Source organism: Bradyrhizobium elkanii WSM2783, assembly GCF_000472865.1.
In the GTDB taxonomy this organism is placed as follows: domain Bacteria; phylum Pseudomonadota; class Alphaproteobacteria; order Rhizobiales; family Xanthobacteraceae; genus Bradyrhizobium; species Bradyrhizobium elkanii_A.
Window position 1 is genome coordinate 42,776 of record NZ_AXAP01000016.1, and the last position, 15,998, is coordinate 58,773.

A 15,998-nucleotide genomic window follows, 5' to 3' on the forward strand; every position below is an offset into this window, starting at 1 on the left:
AGATGCGACGGCAAAGTCGCACCAGAAAACAAGCGAGAGGAAAGCCATGGAACTAGGATATTTCGCGATGCCCTCGCATCCGCCGGAGTGCGGATTGAAGGAGGGCCACGACTGGGACCTGCAGGTGCTCAGGTGGCTGGATGAACTCGGCTATCAGGAAGCGTGGATCGGTGAGCATCACACCGCGCCCTGGGAGCCGCATCCGTCTCCGGATCTGTTGGTCGCGCAGGCATTGCTGCAGACCAAGAACATCCGCATCGGACCCGGCGGCTTCCTGCTGCCCTATCACCATCCGGCTGAACTCGCGAACCGCGTCGCGATGCTCGATCATCTCTCCGATGGGCGGCTCAATTTCGGCGTCGCGGCAAGCGGCCTGCCGAGCGACTGGGCGATGTTCAATGTCGACGGCATGTCGGGGCAGAACCGCGACATGACGCGCGAAGCGCTCGAAATCATCCTGAAGCTTTGGAGCGACGACGCCCCGTGGACCTACAAGGGCAAATACTGGACGGTGACGAAGCCGGACACGATGTTCGATTTCCTCAAGCCCCACCTCAAGCCGAAGCAGGCGCCGCATCCGCCGATCGGCGTCGCTGGCCTCTCCAAGAACTCCGATACGCTGAAGCTCGCGGGCGAGCGCGGCTTCATCCCGATGAGCCTCAACCTCAACCCGGCCTATGTCGGCAGCCACTGGGATTCGGTGGAGGCGGGCGCAGCGAAGACCGGCCGCAAGCCGAGCAGGCAGGATTGGCGATTGGTGCGCGAAGTCTTCGTCGCCGACACCGACGAGGAAGCCTGGCGGCTGTCGACCGGCGACATGATGGGGCGGATGATGGGCGAGTATTTTCTGCCGCTGCTCGGCCACTTCGGCTTCAAAGACTATCTGAAAGCGACGCCTGACGTGCCGGACAGCGACGTCAACGTCGAATATTGCGCCCGCCACAACTGGATCGTCGGCTCGCCCGCGACCGTGACCGAAAAGATCGAGAGGATCTATCAAGAGGTCGGCGGCTTCGGCGTGTTGCTCGTGTTCGGCTTCGACTACAAGCACAAGCCGGAAGCCTGGCACCACTCGCTGCAGCTGTTGAAGCAGGAAGTGCTGCCGCGGCTGAAGCATCTCGGCAGCGAGTTCGGCCGCGCCGCGTAGCGGCGTAGGGTGGGCAAAGCGACTACACCCACCGCAGCTCACCACAAGTGACGATGAAAGCGTGCCCACCATCACGAGCGGAGTGCTTGATGGTGGGCACGCTGCGCTTTGCCCACCCGACGAGTCTGCAGAAAATCGATAATCGCGGTAATTAATCGCTGCTATCAGCGCAACTTGCGGTGAACGCGGGCCGCCGGACATGTGCAGCGCCACATGCGAACGGTATCTTTCACGCTATCGGAAAGAGGCGTAGCCTGATCATCATCATGGGGGATCGGCACGATGCGGTCCCGCGTACGAAAGTTCGCCCATGTTCTCGAGCGCCTTGGCCTTGCCATGGCGGGAGCCGCGAGCGGCCTGTTCGTGGCGGCCCTTGTCGGGTCAGGCATCGCTGCCTTTACGTCGCAGGGATTTCTTCTGCTCATGATGGTTTGCGGCGCAATCGGCTTCTATGTCGGCATCGACACGCCGCCACTGCCATTCCAGCCGCCGAGCGATGAATCCTCGCGCGGGAATATCGATGCGGCGGAATTCCTGAGCGCGTTCGGGACCTTTCTTGCGGCACTGGTCGCCTTCGTCTCGGTGGTCCTCATCGTGCTTCGCATCGAGCCGCACGTCGCCTGGACGGTTGCAGTCATGATCGGATGGGTGTTCGGCGTCGCCATGCAGATTGTCGCCGGCACGATCGCGCGCATGCGCTAGTCGAAGCTGGACCTTCGATGGATTAATTTCAAGGAAAATCAGTGGCTTACCTCATGGATCGGACGGTTTCCTGCCGACCGGGCATTCGATTTTCGGCCTCGTGAAGAAATTTCTTGAGCATTGCTCATTTTCTCGCTATATGCATGAGCGTTGCTCAAAACGATCCGGAGGCCGCTCACATGGAAACGCTTGTCCTGCAACTGACCCGGCAACTGACCGCGACCTTCTTCGAGGATGTTCTCAAGTCCGTCCTGGAATTTGGCAGGTCGATCGCCCGCGGCATCACCGCGCCGATCAATCGTATTGCCAACGCCTGCGACGTTGCCGGCGTGCTCGAACGCCGCCGGTTCGCAGCACAGATGCGGCGTCGTGCGCGGCAAATGCAGCGTCCGCGCGGGCGTTGGCCGTTCGGTTCGCTCAGCGAACTCACCTGAGACGGTCCAATTCGCCTCGATTGCGGAGCGGGTTCCTCACCAAGAAATCACCATGCTCCGCATGTCGCCGGCGGACGTGGCCGCCCCACAGCCAGGCACAAGGTCTCCTACATCTTTGACGTGCATGGTCGGCCGAATGCCGCAACTTGCGACGTCGAACCGCGAGGCAATCAAGAACACTAATAGCAACGGCATCGCTGCTTAACTTTCGCTTTTCCTGACCCCGATAACCCCAAAACGAATTTTACAAGGCCAAAGATTTCCGGCCGAACTGCCCAGGAACCGATTATGATCAAACAGTTGATGTCGTCGCGCCGTTTCGCGCCATTGTTCTGGGCGCAGTTTTTTTCGGCGCTCAACGACAACGTCCTGAAGAACGCGCTGGTCATCATCCTGCTCTATGGCGCCACCACCGGCGAGAATGCGTCGCTGGTAACCATTGCCGGTGCAGTTTTCATCTTTCCTTTCTTCGTATTGTCGGCGCTCGGCGGCGAGCTCGCAGACAAGTATGTGAAGTCGGTCGTCGCGAGGCGGCTGAAATTCGTCGAGATCTTTGCCGCCTGCTTTGCGGCGGCCGGCTTCTTCCTGCATTCGGTGCCGCTTCTGTTCGCCGCGCTGGCGCTGTTTGGCACGGTCGCGGCGCTGTTCGGTCCGGTGAAGTATGCAATCCTGCCCGACCAGCTTTCGGTCGGCGAGCTTGCCACCGGCAACGCGCTGGTCGAAGGCGCAACCTTCCTGGCAATCCTGATCGGCACCATCGCCGGCGGCCTGTTCGTCGCGGGCGCGAGTCACATGGGCTGGATCTCGCTTGCCGTGGTCGGCCTGTCCGTTCTGTCCTGGGCTTTCGCCGCGCGCATTCCCGCCAGCACGCCGTCCGCGCCCGAACTCGCCATCACCACCAATCCCTGGACGTCCACGGTGTGGCTGCTCAAGTCGCTCTATGCTGAGCCGCGTCTGTGGGACGGCATGGTGATCGTCTCCTGGTTCTGGCTCGCCGGCGCGGTCGTGCTGTCGCTGCTGCCCGCGCTGATCAAGGAAGGCGTTGGAGGCACCGAAGGCGTCGTCACGCTGTGCCTCGCGACCTTCGCGATCGGCATCGCCGCCGGCTCGCTCATTGCGGCCCAGCTCAGCCATGTGAAGCCCAATCTCGCGCTGGTGCCGATCGGCGCCATCATCATGGGCGTGGTCGGCCTCGATCTCGCCGCGGCGATCGGCGCGACCGTGCCGGGCAACGCTGTGACCGCGGCGGCGTTCGCGACCTCGCTCAGTGGGCTGCATATGCTGGTCGGTTTCTTCCTGTTCGCCATCGGCGGCGGCCTGTTCGTGGTGCCGGCGTTCGCCGCAGTGCAGGCCTGGACCGCGCCGTCGGAGCGCGCCCGGATCATCGCGGCCGGCAATATCCTGCAGGCCGGCTTCATGGTGGTGGGATCGCTGTTCGTCGCGCTGCTGCAATATGCCGGGCTTTCGATCGCCTGGATCTTCTTCGGCCTTGCCGTCGCAAGCTTTGGTTCAGTGTGGTTCGTGCTCAAGAAGTGGGGCAAGGAGGGTGTGCGCGACTTCGGCGCGCTCTTGTTCCGTGCGCTGTTCCGCGTCGAGGTTCGCGGCATCGAGAACCTGCCGCCTGCGGGCACGCGCATGCTGATCGCGCCCAACCATGTCAGTCTGGTCGACGGCCCGCTGCTGCACGCGACGCTGCCGATCGACGCCAGCTTCGCGGTCGATACCGGCATCGCAAAGGCGTGGTGGGCAAAGCCGTTCCTGAAAATGGTCCGTCACATCACCGTCGATCCGACCAAGCCGCTCGGCGCGCGTGATCTGATCAAGCTGGTCGCCTCCGCTGAACCTGTCGTGATCTTCCCCGAGGGCCGCCTGACCGTGCATGGCTCGCTGATGAAGGTCTATGACGGCACCGCGATGATCGCCGACAAGGCCGATGCCGTGATCGTTCCTGTCAGGATCGAGGGCGCGCAGCGCTCGCATCTCAGCTATCTCAAGAATGGTGAGATCAAGCGCTCCTGGTTCCCGAAGGTGACAATCACAATTCTGCCGCCGGTCAAATTGCCGATCGACCAGTCGTTGAAGGGCAAGGCCCGTCGTAACGCCGCGGGCGCTGCGTTGCAGGACATCATGATCGAGGCCATGGTGAAGAACGCCATGCTCGATCACACGCTGTTCGAGGCGCTCGCCCATGCCCATCGCGACCGCGACACCGGCAAGGTGGTCGTTGAGGATGCGCTAGGCACGAAACTTACCTATCGCAAGCTCATCCTCGGCGCGCAGGTGCTGAGCCGCAAGCTCGAGCAGGGCACCGCCATCGGCGAGAATATTGGCGTGCTGCTGCCGAACTCGGCTGGCGTCGCCGTCGTCTTCATGGCTCTGCAGACCATCGGCCGCGTGCCGGCGATGCTCAACTTCTCCGCCGGCCCCGTGAATGTACTCTCGGCGATGAAAGCGTCGCAGATCAGGACCGTGTTCACCTCCCGCGCCTTCATCGAGAAGGGTAAGCTCGACAAGCTGATCGCGGCGATCGCTCCTGAAGCGCGCATCGTTTATCTCGAAGACATCCGCGCCACCGTCAACGCGCTCGACAAGATCCGCGGCCTCTTGGCCGGCACCGCGCCGCGCGTTGCGCGCAGGGCCGATGATCCCGCCGTGATCCTGTTCACCTCGGGCTCGGAGGGGACGCCGAAGGGCGTCGTGCTCTCCCACCGCAACATCCTGGCCAATGCGGCGCAGGCGCTGGCGCGGGTCGATGCCAATGGCAACGACAAGGTGTTCAACGTGCTGCCGGTGTTCCACTCGTTTGGCCTCACCGGCGGGATGATGATGCCGCTGCTCGCGGGGATTCCGATCTTCATGTATCCGTCGCCGCTGCATTACCGCATCGTGCCCGAACTGATCTATCAGACCGGCGCCACCATCCTGTTCGGCACCGACACCTTCCTCACCGGCTATGCCCGCTCGGCGCATGCTTACGACTTCCGCACGCTGCGGCTGGTGCTGGCGGGCGCGGAGGCGGTGAAGGATCGCACGCGGCAGGTCTATATGGAGCGCTACGGCATCCGCATCCTCGAAGGCTATGGCGTCACCGAGACTGCGCCGGTGCTTGCCATGAACACGCCGATGGCGAACCGCCCCGGCACCGTGGGCCGGCTTTCGCCTCTGATGGAGTACCGCCTCGATCCGGTCCCCGGCATCGAGGAGGGCGGCCGGCTCTCAGTGCGAGGGCCGAACGTGATGCTCGGATACTTGCGCGCGGAAAACCCCGGCGTGCTGGAGAAGCTCGTCGATGGCTGGCACGACACCGGCGACATCGTCACCATCGATGCCGCGGGCTTCATCGCCATCAAGGGCCGCGCCAAGCGGTTTGCCAAGGTAGCGGGCGAAATGGTGTCGCTGTCGGCGGTGGAAGCGATGGCGTCCGCGCTGTGGCCGCGGGCGATCTCGGTTGCGGTCTCCATTCCCGATGCGCGCAAGGGCGAACGCATCGTGCTCCTGACCACGCAGCGCGATGCCGAGCGATCTGCGGTGCAGCGCCAGGCCAAGGCGACAGGCGCCTCCGAGCTCGCCGTGCCGGCCGACATCCGCCTCGTCGACAAAGTGCCGCTGCTCGGCTCCGGCAAGACTGACTATGTCGCGGCAACCGCGCTTGCCAAGGAACTCGCTACCGCGGCGCCGTCGGCAGAGCCGATGGCCGACGTGGCGTAACGGGTCCCGCCTCTGGCGGGCCCGATGACAGGCTCCGCGACGAAGCAATCCATTTCTCCGCACGCGGAAGCATGGATTGCTTCGCGGAGCCTGTCATCGGGCGGCGCCCCGCGCCGACCCGTTGGCTCGCAATGACGATGGCTGAGGCGGTTGTCCTTCCCGCGTTCCTGTTGTCCAATAAGCTCATAACCAACAACACTCGGGCGGCTCTGCGACGCCGGCCGGAATTTTGGAGGAACTCGATGCCTCTCCCGCTTGATCCCGTGATCGAGAAGATCATCCCGCTGCTGCCGCTGCGCGATCCTAAGACCATGACGCCGCAGAGCGCGCGGGAATCGCTGCGAGCGCTGGCCGCCGCGCGCGCCGAGATCCCGCCGCCGCTGGTCGAGCACGTCAAGGACATCACCATCGCCGGCGGCGCCGGGCCGCGTCCGGCGCGGCTCTATCGCAATGGCAGCGGGACCGCACCGACGGTCGTGTTCTTCCACGGCGGCGGCTGGGTCGCGGGCGACCTCGAGACGCATGACCGGCAGGCGCGCAATCTCGCCATCGAAACCCGCGCGGTGGTGGTCTCCGTCGACTATCGCCGCCCGCCGGAGACGCGTTTCCCCGGCGCGTTCGAGGATGCCTTTGCCGCGGTGCGCGACGTGGTCGGCCGCATCAAGGAATTCGGCGGCGACGTAGCCCGCGTCGGCGTCGCCGGCGACAGCGCTGGCGGCAATCTCGCAGCCGCCAGCGCGCTCGCCTGCCGCGATGCCGGGATCAGGCTCGCCGGCCAACTGTTGGTCTATCCCGTCACCGACGTCGTCGGCAATTTCGCAGACACTGCTGAGAATGCGCGGTTTCCGTCGCGGGCCGAGAACGCGGAAGGATATTTTCTGTCGCGCGCGGTGATGGAGTGGTTCTGCGGGCATTATCTCGAAGAACGCGGACATGGCGCGGATTGGCGGGTCTCGCCGCTGCGGGCGAAGGAGTTGAAGGGCGTTGCACCCGCCGTCGTCACCACCGCCTGGTTCGATCCGCTACGCGATGAGGGCATGGCCTACGCCAACGCGCTGCGCGAGGCCGATGTGCCGACCACGCATCATGACGGGCAGGGCCTGATCCACGGCTATTTCGGCCTCGTCGACGCCTCCGAGGCCGCGCGAGCCGAGGCGCAGCGCGCGCGGGCGGACTTCAAGGCGCTGCTCGACAAGGGCGCGTAACGTCAGCCGACGGCGCGCACGCCTTTGGCGAACGGGCTCAAGCCCAGCCATTGCTGCATCGAGCGGGCGATCGCCTTGTCGCCGGTGAGCTCGATGCCGCCGTTTGCCACCTCGCGCTCGAGCGTGGCGATCCCCATCCATACCGCGGTCATCGTTCGCAGCGGGCAGGTCACATAGAGATCGACCTCGTAGCCGGGATCGGTCAGGCAGAGGTCGACGGTGACGCCGTCGATCACGAGCCACCAGGATTTGCGCTCGCCCGACAGCTCCGGATAGATGAAGTTGATGGTGCAGCGGCGCCGCGGCAGCGGCTCGGGGCGCAGGTTCCGCCGCATGTCCCACATCAAAAGTGAGGGATCGAGGTTCTTCAGCGACAGCGAGGACTCGACCCAGCGCTGGGCCCAGAAGCCGAGCGACATGATCACCTCCCGCAAATCCTCGCCGGCCTGCGTCGGCCGATAATCCATCACGCCCGACTGGCCCGATGGCGTCACGCTGATCAGCCCGGCCACCTCCAGCTCCTTCAGCCGCTTCGACAGCAGCGAGGGTGACATCCGCGGCACGCCGCGCCGGAGGTCGTTGAAGCGCGTCGTGCCGCAGAGCAATTCGCGCAGCACCAGCACGGTCCAGCGATTGCAGACGATCTCGGCTGCCATCGCGACCGGGCAAAACTGCCCATAGCTTCCGCGCTCGGTCCTGTCAGGCAATCGGCTCCTCCTGAAATGCGGTAGTACAGATATGCTAGCGCGGAACCGGCACCAGGCCGGAAGATGCCGCGAAAAATGTAAGCATTCCGGACGCTGTAGAGACCTCATCGATGGACACGGCGTCGCAGTACAGTTCCTGAACTGGAGCGCCCTTTGCGGCGGAATTAGGCTCTCCCACGGTGGATATTCTCAACGATGGAGAGTGTCATGAGCAGCAACGCAGCACACAGTTTCGATGCGTCAAAATCGCGCAGCGCGGTCGAGATCGCAGAGGAGCTCGGCCCGATTTTCGCGCGGCGCGCCGAGCAAGAGACGAACGAGGACAGGTTCGTCGCCGAGGATTTCGCGGACCTGAAGGCGGCAGGCCTCGTTGAAGCCGGCGTGCCGGCCGAGCTTGGCGGCGGCGGCGCCGATGTCGACGAACTCGCCGAGATGCTGCGCACGCTGGCCCATTACAGTGGCTCGACCGCGCTCGCTTTCTCCATGCACACCCACCAGGTCGCGGTCCCCGCCTGGCGCTGGAAGGTGCAGAAGGCGGCTCCCGCGGAGCCGTTGCTCCGGCGCATCGCCAATGAGCGCATCATCCTGTTGTCGAGCGGCGGCTCGGACTGGATCGGCGGCTCCGGCCGGGCCGAGAAGGTCGACGGCGGCTATCGCATCACTGCGCGCAAGGTGTTCTCGTCCGGCTCTCCCGCCGGCGACCTCTTGATGACAAGCGCGGTGCTGGAGAGCGAAGGCGAGCCGGCGACGGTGCTGCATTTCGGCGTGCCCATGAACTCGCCGCATGTGAAGGTGCTCGACAATTGGCGTACGCTCGGCATGCGCGGCACCGGCTCCAACGATGTCGTGATCGATGGCCACATCGTGCCGGAAGCGGCGGTCGCAGCAAAGCGCAAGGCCGGCGAATGGCATCCGCTGTTCCAGATCATCGCGACCACCGCGTTCCCGCTGATCTACTCGGTCTATCTCGGCGTTGCCGAGAGCGCGCGCGACATTGCAATCGCGACCGCGAAGCGCAAGACGCCGGACCAGCATGCGATCCAGCTCGCCGGCCGCATGGATACCGAGCTCGTGGCGGCGCGGCTCGCGCGGGAATGGATGCTGGCTGCTGTCAGGCTCAATGCGCCGTCGGCTGCGACCGTCAATCAGGTGATGATGGGCCGCCAGCTCGTCGCGCGGCATGCGATCGCGGCGGTCGAATATGCGATGGAGCTCGCCGGCGGCGCAGGCTTCTATCGCGCAACGGGGCTGGAGCGGCGCTTCCGCGACATCCAGGCGGCGCGCTACCATCCGTTGCAATCGGGCCCGCAGGCGCAATATGCGGGATCGATGGCGCTCGGTTTGCCGGTCGACCGGGTATATTGAGCACCGCGCTGATGAAGATGACCCGCGGTCGCGCGGCGTTCGTTGTTGCGAGGCAGGCGGTCCTTCACGCCGCCGCCGGCGTCGAATGGATTGCCGCCGCGCTTGCCGAGCACATGATGACGACGGCCCATGCCGGCGCGACGTTTTCGCTTCTGATGTCAAAGAACCGAGGGGATGCGCGCCGGCGTTCTCGCGGCGAAAGGCGCCCGAGGCTTGCGGCCGTTTCACCCTCTTGAGGAACGAACCTCAGGGTAGGCACGAGTCACACTCCGCTGTCGTCCCCGCGAAAGCGGGGACCCATAACCACAGCTGATCGTTGTGGCGCGAGCGAGCGGTTGCGGCGGAGCAGACTGCAAACGCTGGTGGTTATGGGTCCCGGGACCCGGCTACGCCAAGACTTCGCCGCGGCGCGCAACCTTGGGTCGGCGGGAGGGGGCTCGGTCGGCTGCGGCTGCCTCCAGGTTTTGATCCTGATCGAGCTCAGCAGGATCGCGGCGACGATCATCACCAGGATTCCGCCAAGGCTGACCGCGATCTGCATCGACAGCCCATCCGAGATGTCGAGCAGCGCCACGTGGCTGGCGAACGCCAGCAGAACGCCGAGGCAGTAGATTGGAAGCGAGTTCGCGCCACAGCGTATCGCGCCGCGCATCACCGGCGTCGCCAGCCCTCGCCAATTGTGAGGCACAAACCATACGGCCAAAACCGCAACAGCAAGAAAATGGAGCAGTCGAAATGGACTGAGATTCGATTTGTCGATTGGGAAAAGCAGATTCGTCAGGGTCTGCGGGACCAGCGGTTCCAGCGACGTCACGCGCGAGCTCAATGCGATAACCAGGCTGAAAACCAGATAAAGAACGGCCAGGACCAGCGCCGCGCGCGAGGTCACCCACGGCCGAAATCTGTTTCCCTCGATGACCCACCAGGCGCCAAGCACAAGCAGAAGCTGCCAGGCGAGTGGATTGAAGAACCAGACGTTGTGCGGCCAAGCGGGAACGGTCCAGCCGAAGACGCGCACGAGCCCATAAAGCAACACCGAGGCGCCAAGCGTCACGTTCGGTACCCGCAACAACAGCCACAGAAGCGGCGCGAACAAGACGTGATAAATCACGAAAACCGGCAAGATGTCGGTGTTGACGGGACGGTATTGCAGGATCGCAGCATGCGCGAGCGCCGCGCCCGGATGCTCCAACAGGATGCGCGTATTGGTCTCGTCAGCAAGATGGTCGCGGCCTGCAAGGTAAACCATGATGACGCAAGCGAGCGTGAGGAGCAAAGATGCAGCATATATGTCCCATCCTCGCCGCAGCGAACGGCCGAGCACGCCGCTCCAGCCCTCGCGCTGACGTGCCCTTCCGTAAGCCAGCGCACAGGTGACGCCCGACATGAACATGAATACTTCCGCGGCATCGCTGAAGCCGTAGTGCCGCAGTGTCAGCCAACTTCCGATGTTGCCGGGAACATGGTCAAGAAAAATGCACCATAGTGCGATGCCGCGGCAGGCATCGATCCGCAGGTCGCGGCCAAACCCCTCGAGTTCCGGCGGCGACTCGTCAGCCGATCGCTTCGAGATGTGAGTTCGATCATGCATTTGGTTACCCTGTCCAGCGTGCGGGCGCGCTCTCGGTGGGACACAGGTCGACGAGACAGCCGATGCGGTTACGAGGCCCGGCTATCGGATGGCTTGGGCTTCTTCCGTGGCGGGTCCGCCGTCCCCACCGCTAACCCGATCACCAGGGCCGGCACGATCGCCGGCGTCCCAATTCGCTTTCCGGACTTCGTCGCTCGCAGCCGGGATCAGAAGCTGCTGCCGCATTTCGGCGAGGCGGGCGCGGCAATATTCGCGGTAAAGCAGGTCTAATATGATGGACATGATCGAATCCTCGCTTGATCATCACCGTCGACATCCCACGCATTTCGCCCACGGCCGAAAATGACCTGTGCCGGGGGAGGATCTGCAGATCGATCTGCACCGCGGATCGTTGAGTTCGATCAATCGCGAACAAATTAGTAAAGCTGGACCCGCGCTTGCAGGCGCCAGCAATTTTTGAAAATGGACGTGGTGGCGGCAACGAGAAATAGAGCTATCACGGCTATCTCTCCTTAAAGGAGATTTTTGGCGTCACGACTCTCTTAAGAATGACTATGGGACTGATTTTCCGGCCGCCAAGTGAGCCAATTCACAACAGTATCGATCACGGGTGAGTGACAGTAGCAGGCGGACGCTGTCGTTTCTTGGACTACTGCGCACCGCGTAACGGAAGGTTGGTGCGCGAATAGCAAACTATAATGCCAGCAGCCGTTTGTTGGAGCACTTTGTCCGAATATTTTATCAAAGCTGGGAGAGTTGCCATGTCTAGCGGCCCAGCCGATTTCGTATCGTATCGATTCTCGACGCGCGAACTCCCGGAGCGGATGCGCATCCCGATATGGCGCGAGAAGTTTGGTCGAACCATAGTCCGCGCCGATATCGAGCCGTCATCGGAGGTGCCGTTTCAGGCCGAAGCGGCACTACACGCTCTTCAGGGGTTGCGCATGCTGTCCTTGAAGGGTTCAGCAATGCGCTTCAAGCGGTCACAAACGAACATTGTTGATGGTGATGACTCGATCGGCCTCATCGTCAATCTGCCCGGCAGGAGTCAGCTGTCGCAGCGCGGCCAGGAGTTCGAGCTCCGCGGCGGCGATGCAATGGCTATCCTGCATTCGGAACCCGTCGCTGTCACCTATCTGGAAGGATTGCAATTTGGTTTGGCCTTGCCGCGCGATGCGCTTGCCTCGCACGTGACTGGTGTCGACGACCTCACCATGCGGCCGATTCATCGCCGGACCGAAGCGCTTCGACTTCTCATGACTTATGTGAAGTTGGCATTGAAGGAGGGCGCGCTAGCTGCCCCTAAGCTACGTGATACGATCGTTAGTCACATCCACGATCTCGCGGCGCTCGCAATGAGCGAGCACGCTCCCTTGGGTGAGAGCAACGCGAGCGCAGTCATGGCTGCGCGCCACAGCGCCGCCCTCGATCATATCGCGGCGCACTTTCAGGACCCGGAGCTCACCCTTGAGGTGGTAGCCGATAGGCAGGGCATCTCTCCTCGTTATCTGCAGCGCCTGATGGCGACATCCGGGACGTCGTTCACGGGGCGCGTGAATGAGTTACGGCTGCAAAAGGCGTTCATGCTGCTGAGCGAGGCCCACGACAACGCGCGGCGCATTTCCGACATCGCGCTGGAAGTCGGCTTTTCGGATATTTCGCATTTCAACCGACTATTCCGCGCCCGCTTCGGCGATTCGCCACGCCGCGTGCGCAGCGCCGGTGGGAGTAATGGTGAGTGACACGTGCCCCCGATCCGCGAGTCGTGCGGCGCTGGCGTCGCGCAACACTTGCATCTGTCGTAGGGTGGGCAAAGCGCAGCGTGCCCACGGCCACGAGCTGAGTGCGGATGGTGGGCACGCTTTCGCTTTGCCCACCCTACGTTTCTGGTTTGCCGGTCAGGCGATCACACTCCGCTGTCGTCCCTGCGAAGGCATGGACCCATAACCATAGGATCTCGTTGTGGGCGTTCACTGTGACTCTGAGTCTCGCGCCACACTTGCGGTCGTGGTTATGGGTCCTGGGTCGCGCTTCGCTTGCCCGCTACGACGGGGAGGAGAGAGCAACGCCTCAATCATTACCGATGGTTTCGCCGAACAGCTCCCAGGTTTCGCCGTTGAAGCGCTGCAGGCGCATGGCTTCGATCGGGAAGTAGTCGGTCGGTGATGTCTTGAGCTTGATGCCGGGCAGCAGCATCGGCAGCGTCGTGTCGAGATTGGCGGCCTGCTTCATGATGTTCTCGTGTGTCAGCTCGTCGCCGCATTGCCTCAGCACCTGCACCGTGGCTTCCGCCACGACATAGCCGTAGACGATGAGCTGGTCCTGCATGTTGCCGTCAGGGAAATAGGCCTTCATGAAGGAAAGCCATTGCTGGACATCCTTGTCGTCCTTCCACTGCGGATCGTTCGGGTCCTTCAGCGAGTAGGACGAGATGATGCCCTTCGCATGCTCGAAGCCGGCGGGCTTCAGCACTGAGGAGACCGAGGTCGAGGTCGCGGCCAGGAAGAACATATCCGGCTTCCAGCCGATCTCGCCGACCTTGCGGATCGCCTGCGCCGCCTGTTTCGGGATCGCATGCATGAACAGCACGTCGGCGCCGGATGATTTCAGCTTCACGATCTGGCTGTCGATGGTCGGATCGGTGGATTCATAGGTCGCCTCCGCCACGATCATCTTGGCGTGCTCCGGCCCTAATCCCTTCTTGAAGCCGTTGCCGTAATCCTTGCCGGCGTCGTCATTCTGGTAGAACAGCGCGATCCTCGCGTCCGGCTTGTTCTTCAGCACGTATTTTGCGTAGACCGCGGTCTCGGCCTGGTAGGAGGGCTGAAAGCCGATCGAATAGGGGAAGTGCTCGTGGTCGCCCCACAGCGTCGCGCCGGCGCCGACGAAGAGCTGCGGCACTTTCTTGTCGTTGAGATATTTGCGCACGCTCAATCCAGTCGGCGTGCCCAGCGGGTTGAGGATCGCGGCCACTTCCTCCTGCTCGACCAGCTTGCGGGTCTGCTCCACCGTCTTCGGCGGGCTGTAGGCATCATCCAGGCTGATCAGGTTGATCTTGCGCCCGTTGATGCCGCCCTTGTCGTTGATCATCTTGAAATAGGCGAGCTGGGTCTTCGCGATGACGCTGTAGGCCGAGGCCGGCCCGCTATAGGGAGAGGTCTGCCCGAGCCGGATCTCGGTGTCGGTCACCCCAGGCCCATATTTCTTCTCCGCCGCCGCGGCTGCCGATGTCACGAGCGCTGCGATCGCGACGAACGCCTGCCATTTCATTGTCTCTCTCCCTTGCTCTTGTTCTGCTTGTTTGATCGAGCGCGCCGCACGCGCGGCGTGTCGACAGGATGAGCAAACCAGCGGGCGGAGATCGTGACAAGCGCGCGGGCGGGGAGGTGGCGCCGCGGCAAATGCATGTGATTGGCGAGCATGCCGCGAGAAGGAATTAGTGGTGCTGGCCTGTGGTTTTGCCGCTTGCTCCGCTTCGCCTCTCACCTTGTGGGCGAGGCCTGAGCGCATGCAGCGAAGCGGAATGCGATCCGGGTGAGGGCTCCCGGCCTATCGAGGGACTACGCCTCGCGGAGGCATACCCCTCACCCGGAATTCCCGCTGACGCGCGAAATCCCGCTTCTCCCACAAAGGGAGAGGCGGGAGACTGCGGCGCAGGCGTCGCGCAACACGCGCCGCCGCTCACGCCGCTTCCGGCGGGGCCTGCTCGGTCGGCGCTTCCGGCATCGGGAAGGTCCTGTACTGCTTCGGCAGGTTGATCGGCCGATAGTCCGTCACCGCGTCCATGCGCTTCACCACCGATTCATGGATCACGGCATCTTCAGGAATCAGCCGCGGCTCGCAGTCGGGGATGTAGAAGCCGAAATGCGTTTTGCGCTCCGGCCATTCCTTGTAGGTGGCCTTCTTCGGGATGTATTCGAGCATGCGCCAGCCCCAGGTCATCGGGTCGTGCATCTCGCCCGCCACATCGGGCTTCACGTAAGTGAACGGGCTGCCCCTGCGCTGCACGCCCCAGGCGAGTTGCTTCACCATCTGCATGTTCACCGTCAGCCCGAACTTGGTGGCTTCCTCGATCATCCACAGCAGCGGATATTTCGACAGCGCGCTTTGCGCTTCCGGATAGCCGCCGCCGATGTCGCCATGCACACCAGCGAACCACACCTGCAGGATGTCCTGCGGCTCGGCCTTCTCATCGGGGATGAAGCGGTTGCTGAAGAACAGCTGCGGCTCGTCATACTTCTTCAGGCGGAACATGCAGCGCCGCTCGTCGATCGAGATCGCCTGGCGGAAGGTGCGGATGCTCGGATTGTGCATCGTGAAGGCGAGCTCTTCCAGGCTCGGCCAATAGAACCGGTCCGGCCGCGGCACGAAGATGCTGGCGACCGTATCCCAGACGCCGACGAAGCGGATGGTCGGCCAGCGCACCGAGAGGATGCGCGCGAACTGCGCCGCGTTGTCGTAGCGGTCCTTCGGCAGCGGCCCGAACTCGTCGCTTGGCGGCGGCAGCGCCCGCAGGCTTGCGCCCTCGCCTGTCTTGTGGCTATCCGAGAACTGCTTGTAGGCGGTGAGCCCGCTGCCGGCGAGGTTGACCTGCTCCGGCGCGATCAGCCCGATCTTGTGGATCAGCCCGGCCAGCACGCGCACGGTATAGGCGCCGCGCGAAAAGCCGAACAGATAGATCGCATCGCCATCCTGGTAATGCTGCACCAGGAATTCATAGGCCGCGAGCACATTGTCATCGAGCCCATAGCCGGTGGTGAGCCCCAGGATCGTGTTGAAATTCTGCTTCAGCTTGTGCCACGGATCCGGCCTCGCCAGCGTGCCGACACCCGGATCGTAATAGACGAATTGCCTGGGCTGCGTCTTCTCCGTCTTGCGCAGGCAGCGATAGAGCTTCAGGACGTTGGAAATATTCTCGTTGATCTCGTTCCCGGTCCCATCGCAGCAAACAACGATGTTTCGCATGGCGAGCCTCCCCGCTACCTCGGCGAGTATAGCGCAGGTTCGGGAAATTTTGGATGGAGGTTTGCCCGCGCTCGGTTGTGTTCGGTGCAAGCGCAGCGGAAAGCCTCGCGAACTCCGAATTTGAAGCGAGGCGCTTCGACTGTTTAGAGCGGCCGCATACCGAGTAGTCTCGGT

12 protein-coding genes are annotated in these 15,998 nt (G+C 63.2%); 7 read left to right on the plus strand and 5 right to left on the minus strand.

The features are described from left to right. Positions 1–46 precede the first annotated feature (46 nt). From YY7_RS0116655 to YY7_RS0116675, 5 genes are all read left to right on the plus strand, one after another. Entirely contained in the window at positions 47–1,147 is a 1,101-nt protein-coding gene (locus tag YY7_RS0116655) for an LLM class flavin-dependent oxidoreductase (protein ID WP_028164237.1), read from the plus strand. 282 nt (positions 1,148–1,429) lie between these two features. Then, positions 1,430–1,849: a hypothetical protein gene (locus tag YY7_RS0116660; protein WP_028164238.1), complete on the plus strand. Its 420-nt coding sequence runs from the start codon at positions 1,430–1,432 to the stop codon at positions 1,847–1,849. Positions 1,850–1,962: 113 nt separating this feature from the next. Further along, entirely contained in the window at positions 1,963–2,283 is a 321-nt protein-coding gene (locus YY7_RS0116665; RefSeq protein ID WP_155255214.1) for a hypothetical protein, read from the plus strand. A gap of 288 nt (positions 2,284–2,571) precedes the next feature. Beyond that, positions 2,572–5,991 (plus strand): acyl-[ACP]--phospholipid O-acyltransferase, encoded by a 3,420-nt coding sequence (locus tag YY7_RS0116670; protein ID WP_028164240.1) that lies wholly within the window; start codon positions 2,572–2,574, stop codon positions 5,989–5,991. Positions 5,992–6,233: 242 nt separating this feature from the next. After that, the gene (locus YY7_RS0116675; RefSeq protein WP_028164241.1) at positions 6,234–7,196 is read left to right on the plus strand and encodes an alpha/beta hydrolase; all 963 of its coding nucleotides are present in this window, start codon (positions 6,234–6,236) and stop codon (positions 7,194–7,196) included. 2 nt (positions 7,197–7,198) lie between these two features. Here YY7_RS0116675 and YY7_RS0116680 read toward each other — a convergent pair whose 3' ends face one another. Further along, positions 7,199–7,852, minus strand: a complete 654-nt coding sequence (locus YY7_RS0116680; RefSeq protein ID WP_051396749.1) for a winged helix-turn-helix transcriptional regulator — start codon at positions 7,850–7,852, stop codon at positions 7,199–7,201. 258 nt (positions 7,853–8,110) lie between these two features. Here YY7_RS0116680 and YY7_RS0116685 point away from each other — a divergent pair, with 258 nt between their 5' ends. Continuing rightward, positions 8,111–9,268: an acyl-CoA dehydrogenase family protein gene (locus YY7_RS0116685; RefSeq protein ID WP_028164243.1), complete on the plus strand. Its 1,158-nt coding sequence runs from the start codon at positions 8,111–8,113 to the stop codon at positions 9,266–9,268. A gap of 262 nt (positions 9,269–9,530) precedes the next feature. Here the strand turns inward: YY7_RS0116685 and YY7_RS51840 are convergent, their stop codons facing one another. Further along, a complete protein-coding gene (locus YY7_RS51840) occupies positions 9,531–10,859 on the minus strand; it encodes an OpgC domain-containing protein (protein WP_080663724.1) in 1,329 nt (442 codons plus the stop codon). Positions 10,860–10,940: 81 nt separating this feature from the next. Then, a complete protein-coding gene (locus YY7_RS58110; RefSeq protein WP_080663725.1) occupies positions 10,941–11,141 on the minus strand; it encodes a hypothetical protein in 201 nt (66 codons plus the stop codon). Positions 11,142–11,620: 479 nt separating this feature from the next. On the opposite strand from YY7_RS58110, the gene YY7_RS0116705 reads away from it, so the two are divergent. Continuing rightward, positions 11,621–12,601, plus strand: coding sequence for a helix-turn-helix domain-containing protein (locus YY7_RS0116705; RefSeq protein ID WP_028164245.1), 981 nt, complete (start codon positions 11,621–11,623; stop codon positions 12,599–12,601). A 328-nt stretch (positions 12,602–12,929) separates the two neighbouring features. Here the strand turns inward: YY7_RS0116705 and YY7_RS0116710 are convergent, their stop codons facing one another. Further along, complete coding sequence (locus YY7_RS0116710; RefSeq protein WP_028164246.1) at positions 12,930–14,129, minus strand: ABC transporter substrate-binding protein; 1,200 nt, start codon at positions 14,127–14,129, stop codon at positions 12,930–12,932. A gap of 411 nt (positions 14,130–14,540) precedes the next feature. Further along, positions 14,541–15,824, minus strand: a complete 1,284-nt coding sequence (locus YY7_RS0116720; protein ID WP_051396750.1) for a T6SS phospholipase effector Tle1-like catalytic domain-containing protein — start codon at positions 15,822–15,824, stop codon at positions 14,541–14,543. Positions 15,825–15,998: the final 174 nt, after the last annotated feature.

Excerpts from the sequence above, each read along its gene's own strand:
- YY7_RS0116710 (WP_028164246.1), bottom strand. The coding sequence starts at position 14,129 with ATGAAATGGCAGGCGTTCGTCGCGATCGCAGCGCTCGTGACATCGGCA.
- YY7_RS51840 (WP_080663724.1), bottom strand. The coding sequence starts at position 10,859 with ATGCATGATCGAACTCACATCTCGAAGCGATCGGCTGACGAGTCGCCG.
- YY7_RS0116705 (WP_028164245.1), top strand. The coding sequence starts at position 11,621 with ATGTCTAGCGGCCCAGCCGATTTCGTATCGTATCGATTCTCGACGCGC.
- YY7_RS0116675 (WP_028164241.1), top strand. The coding sequence starts at position 6,234 with ATGCCTCTCCCGCTTGATCCCGTGATCGAGAAGATCATCCCGCTGCTG.
- YY7_RS0116655 (WP_028164237.1), top strand. The coding sequence starts at position 47 with ATGGAACTAGGATATTTCGCGATGCCCTCGCATCCGCCGGAGTGCGGA.
- YY7_RS0116680 (WP_051396749.1), bottom strand. The coding sequence starts at position 7,852 with ATGGCAGCCGAGATCGTCTGCAATCGCTGGACCGTGCTGGTGCTGCGC.
- YY7_RS0116660 (WP_028164238.1), top strand. The coding sequence starts at position 1,430 with ATGCGGTCCCGCGTACGAAAGTTCGCCCATGTTCTCGAGCGCCTTGGC.
- YY7_RS0116720 (WP_051396750.1), bottom strand. The coding sequence starts at position 15,824 with ATGCGAAACATCGTTGTTTGCTGCGATGGGACCGGGAACGAGATCAAC.
- YY7_RS0116670 (WP_028164240.1), top strand. The coding sequence starts at position 2,572 with ATGATCAAACAGTTGATGTCGTCGCGCCGTTTCGCGCCATTGTTCTGG.
- YY7_RS58110 (WP_080663725.1), bottom strand. The coding sequence starts at position 11,141 with ATGTCCATCATATTAGACCTGCTTTACCGCGAATATTGCCGCGCCCGC.
- YY7_RS0116685 (WP_028164243.1), top strand. The coding sequence starts at position 8,111 with ATGAGCAGCAACGCAGCACACAGTTTCGATGCGTCAAAATCGCGCAGC.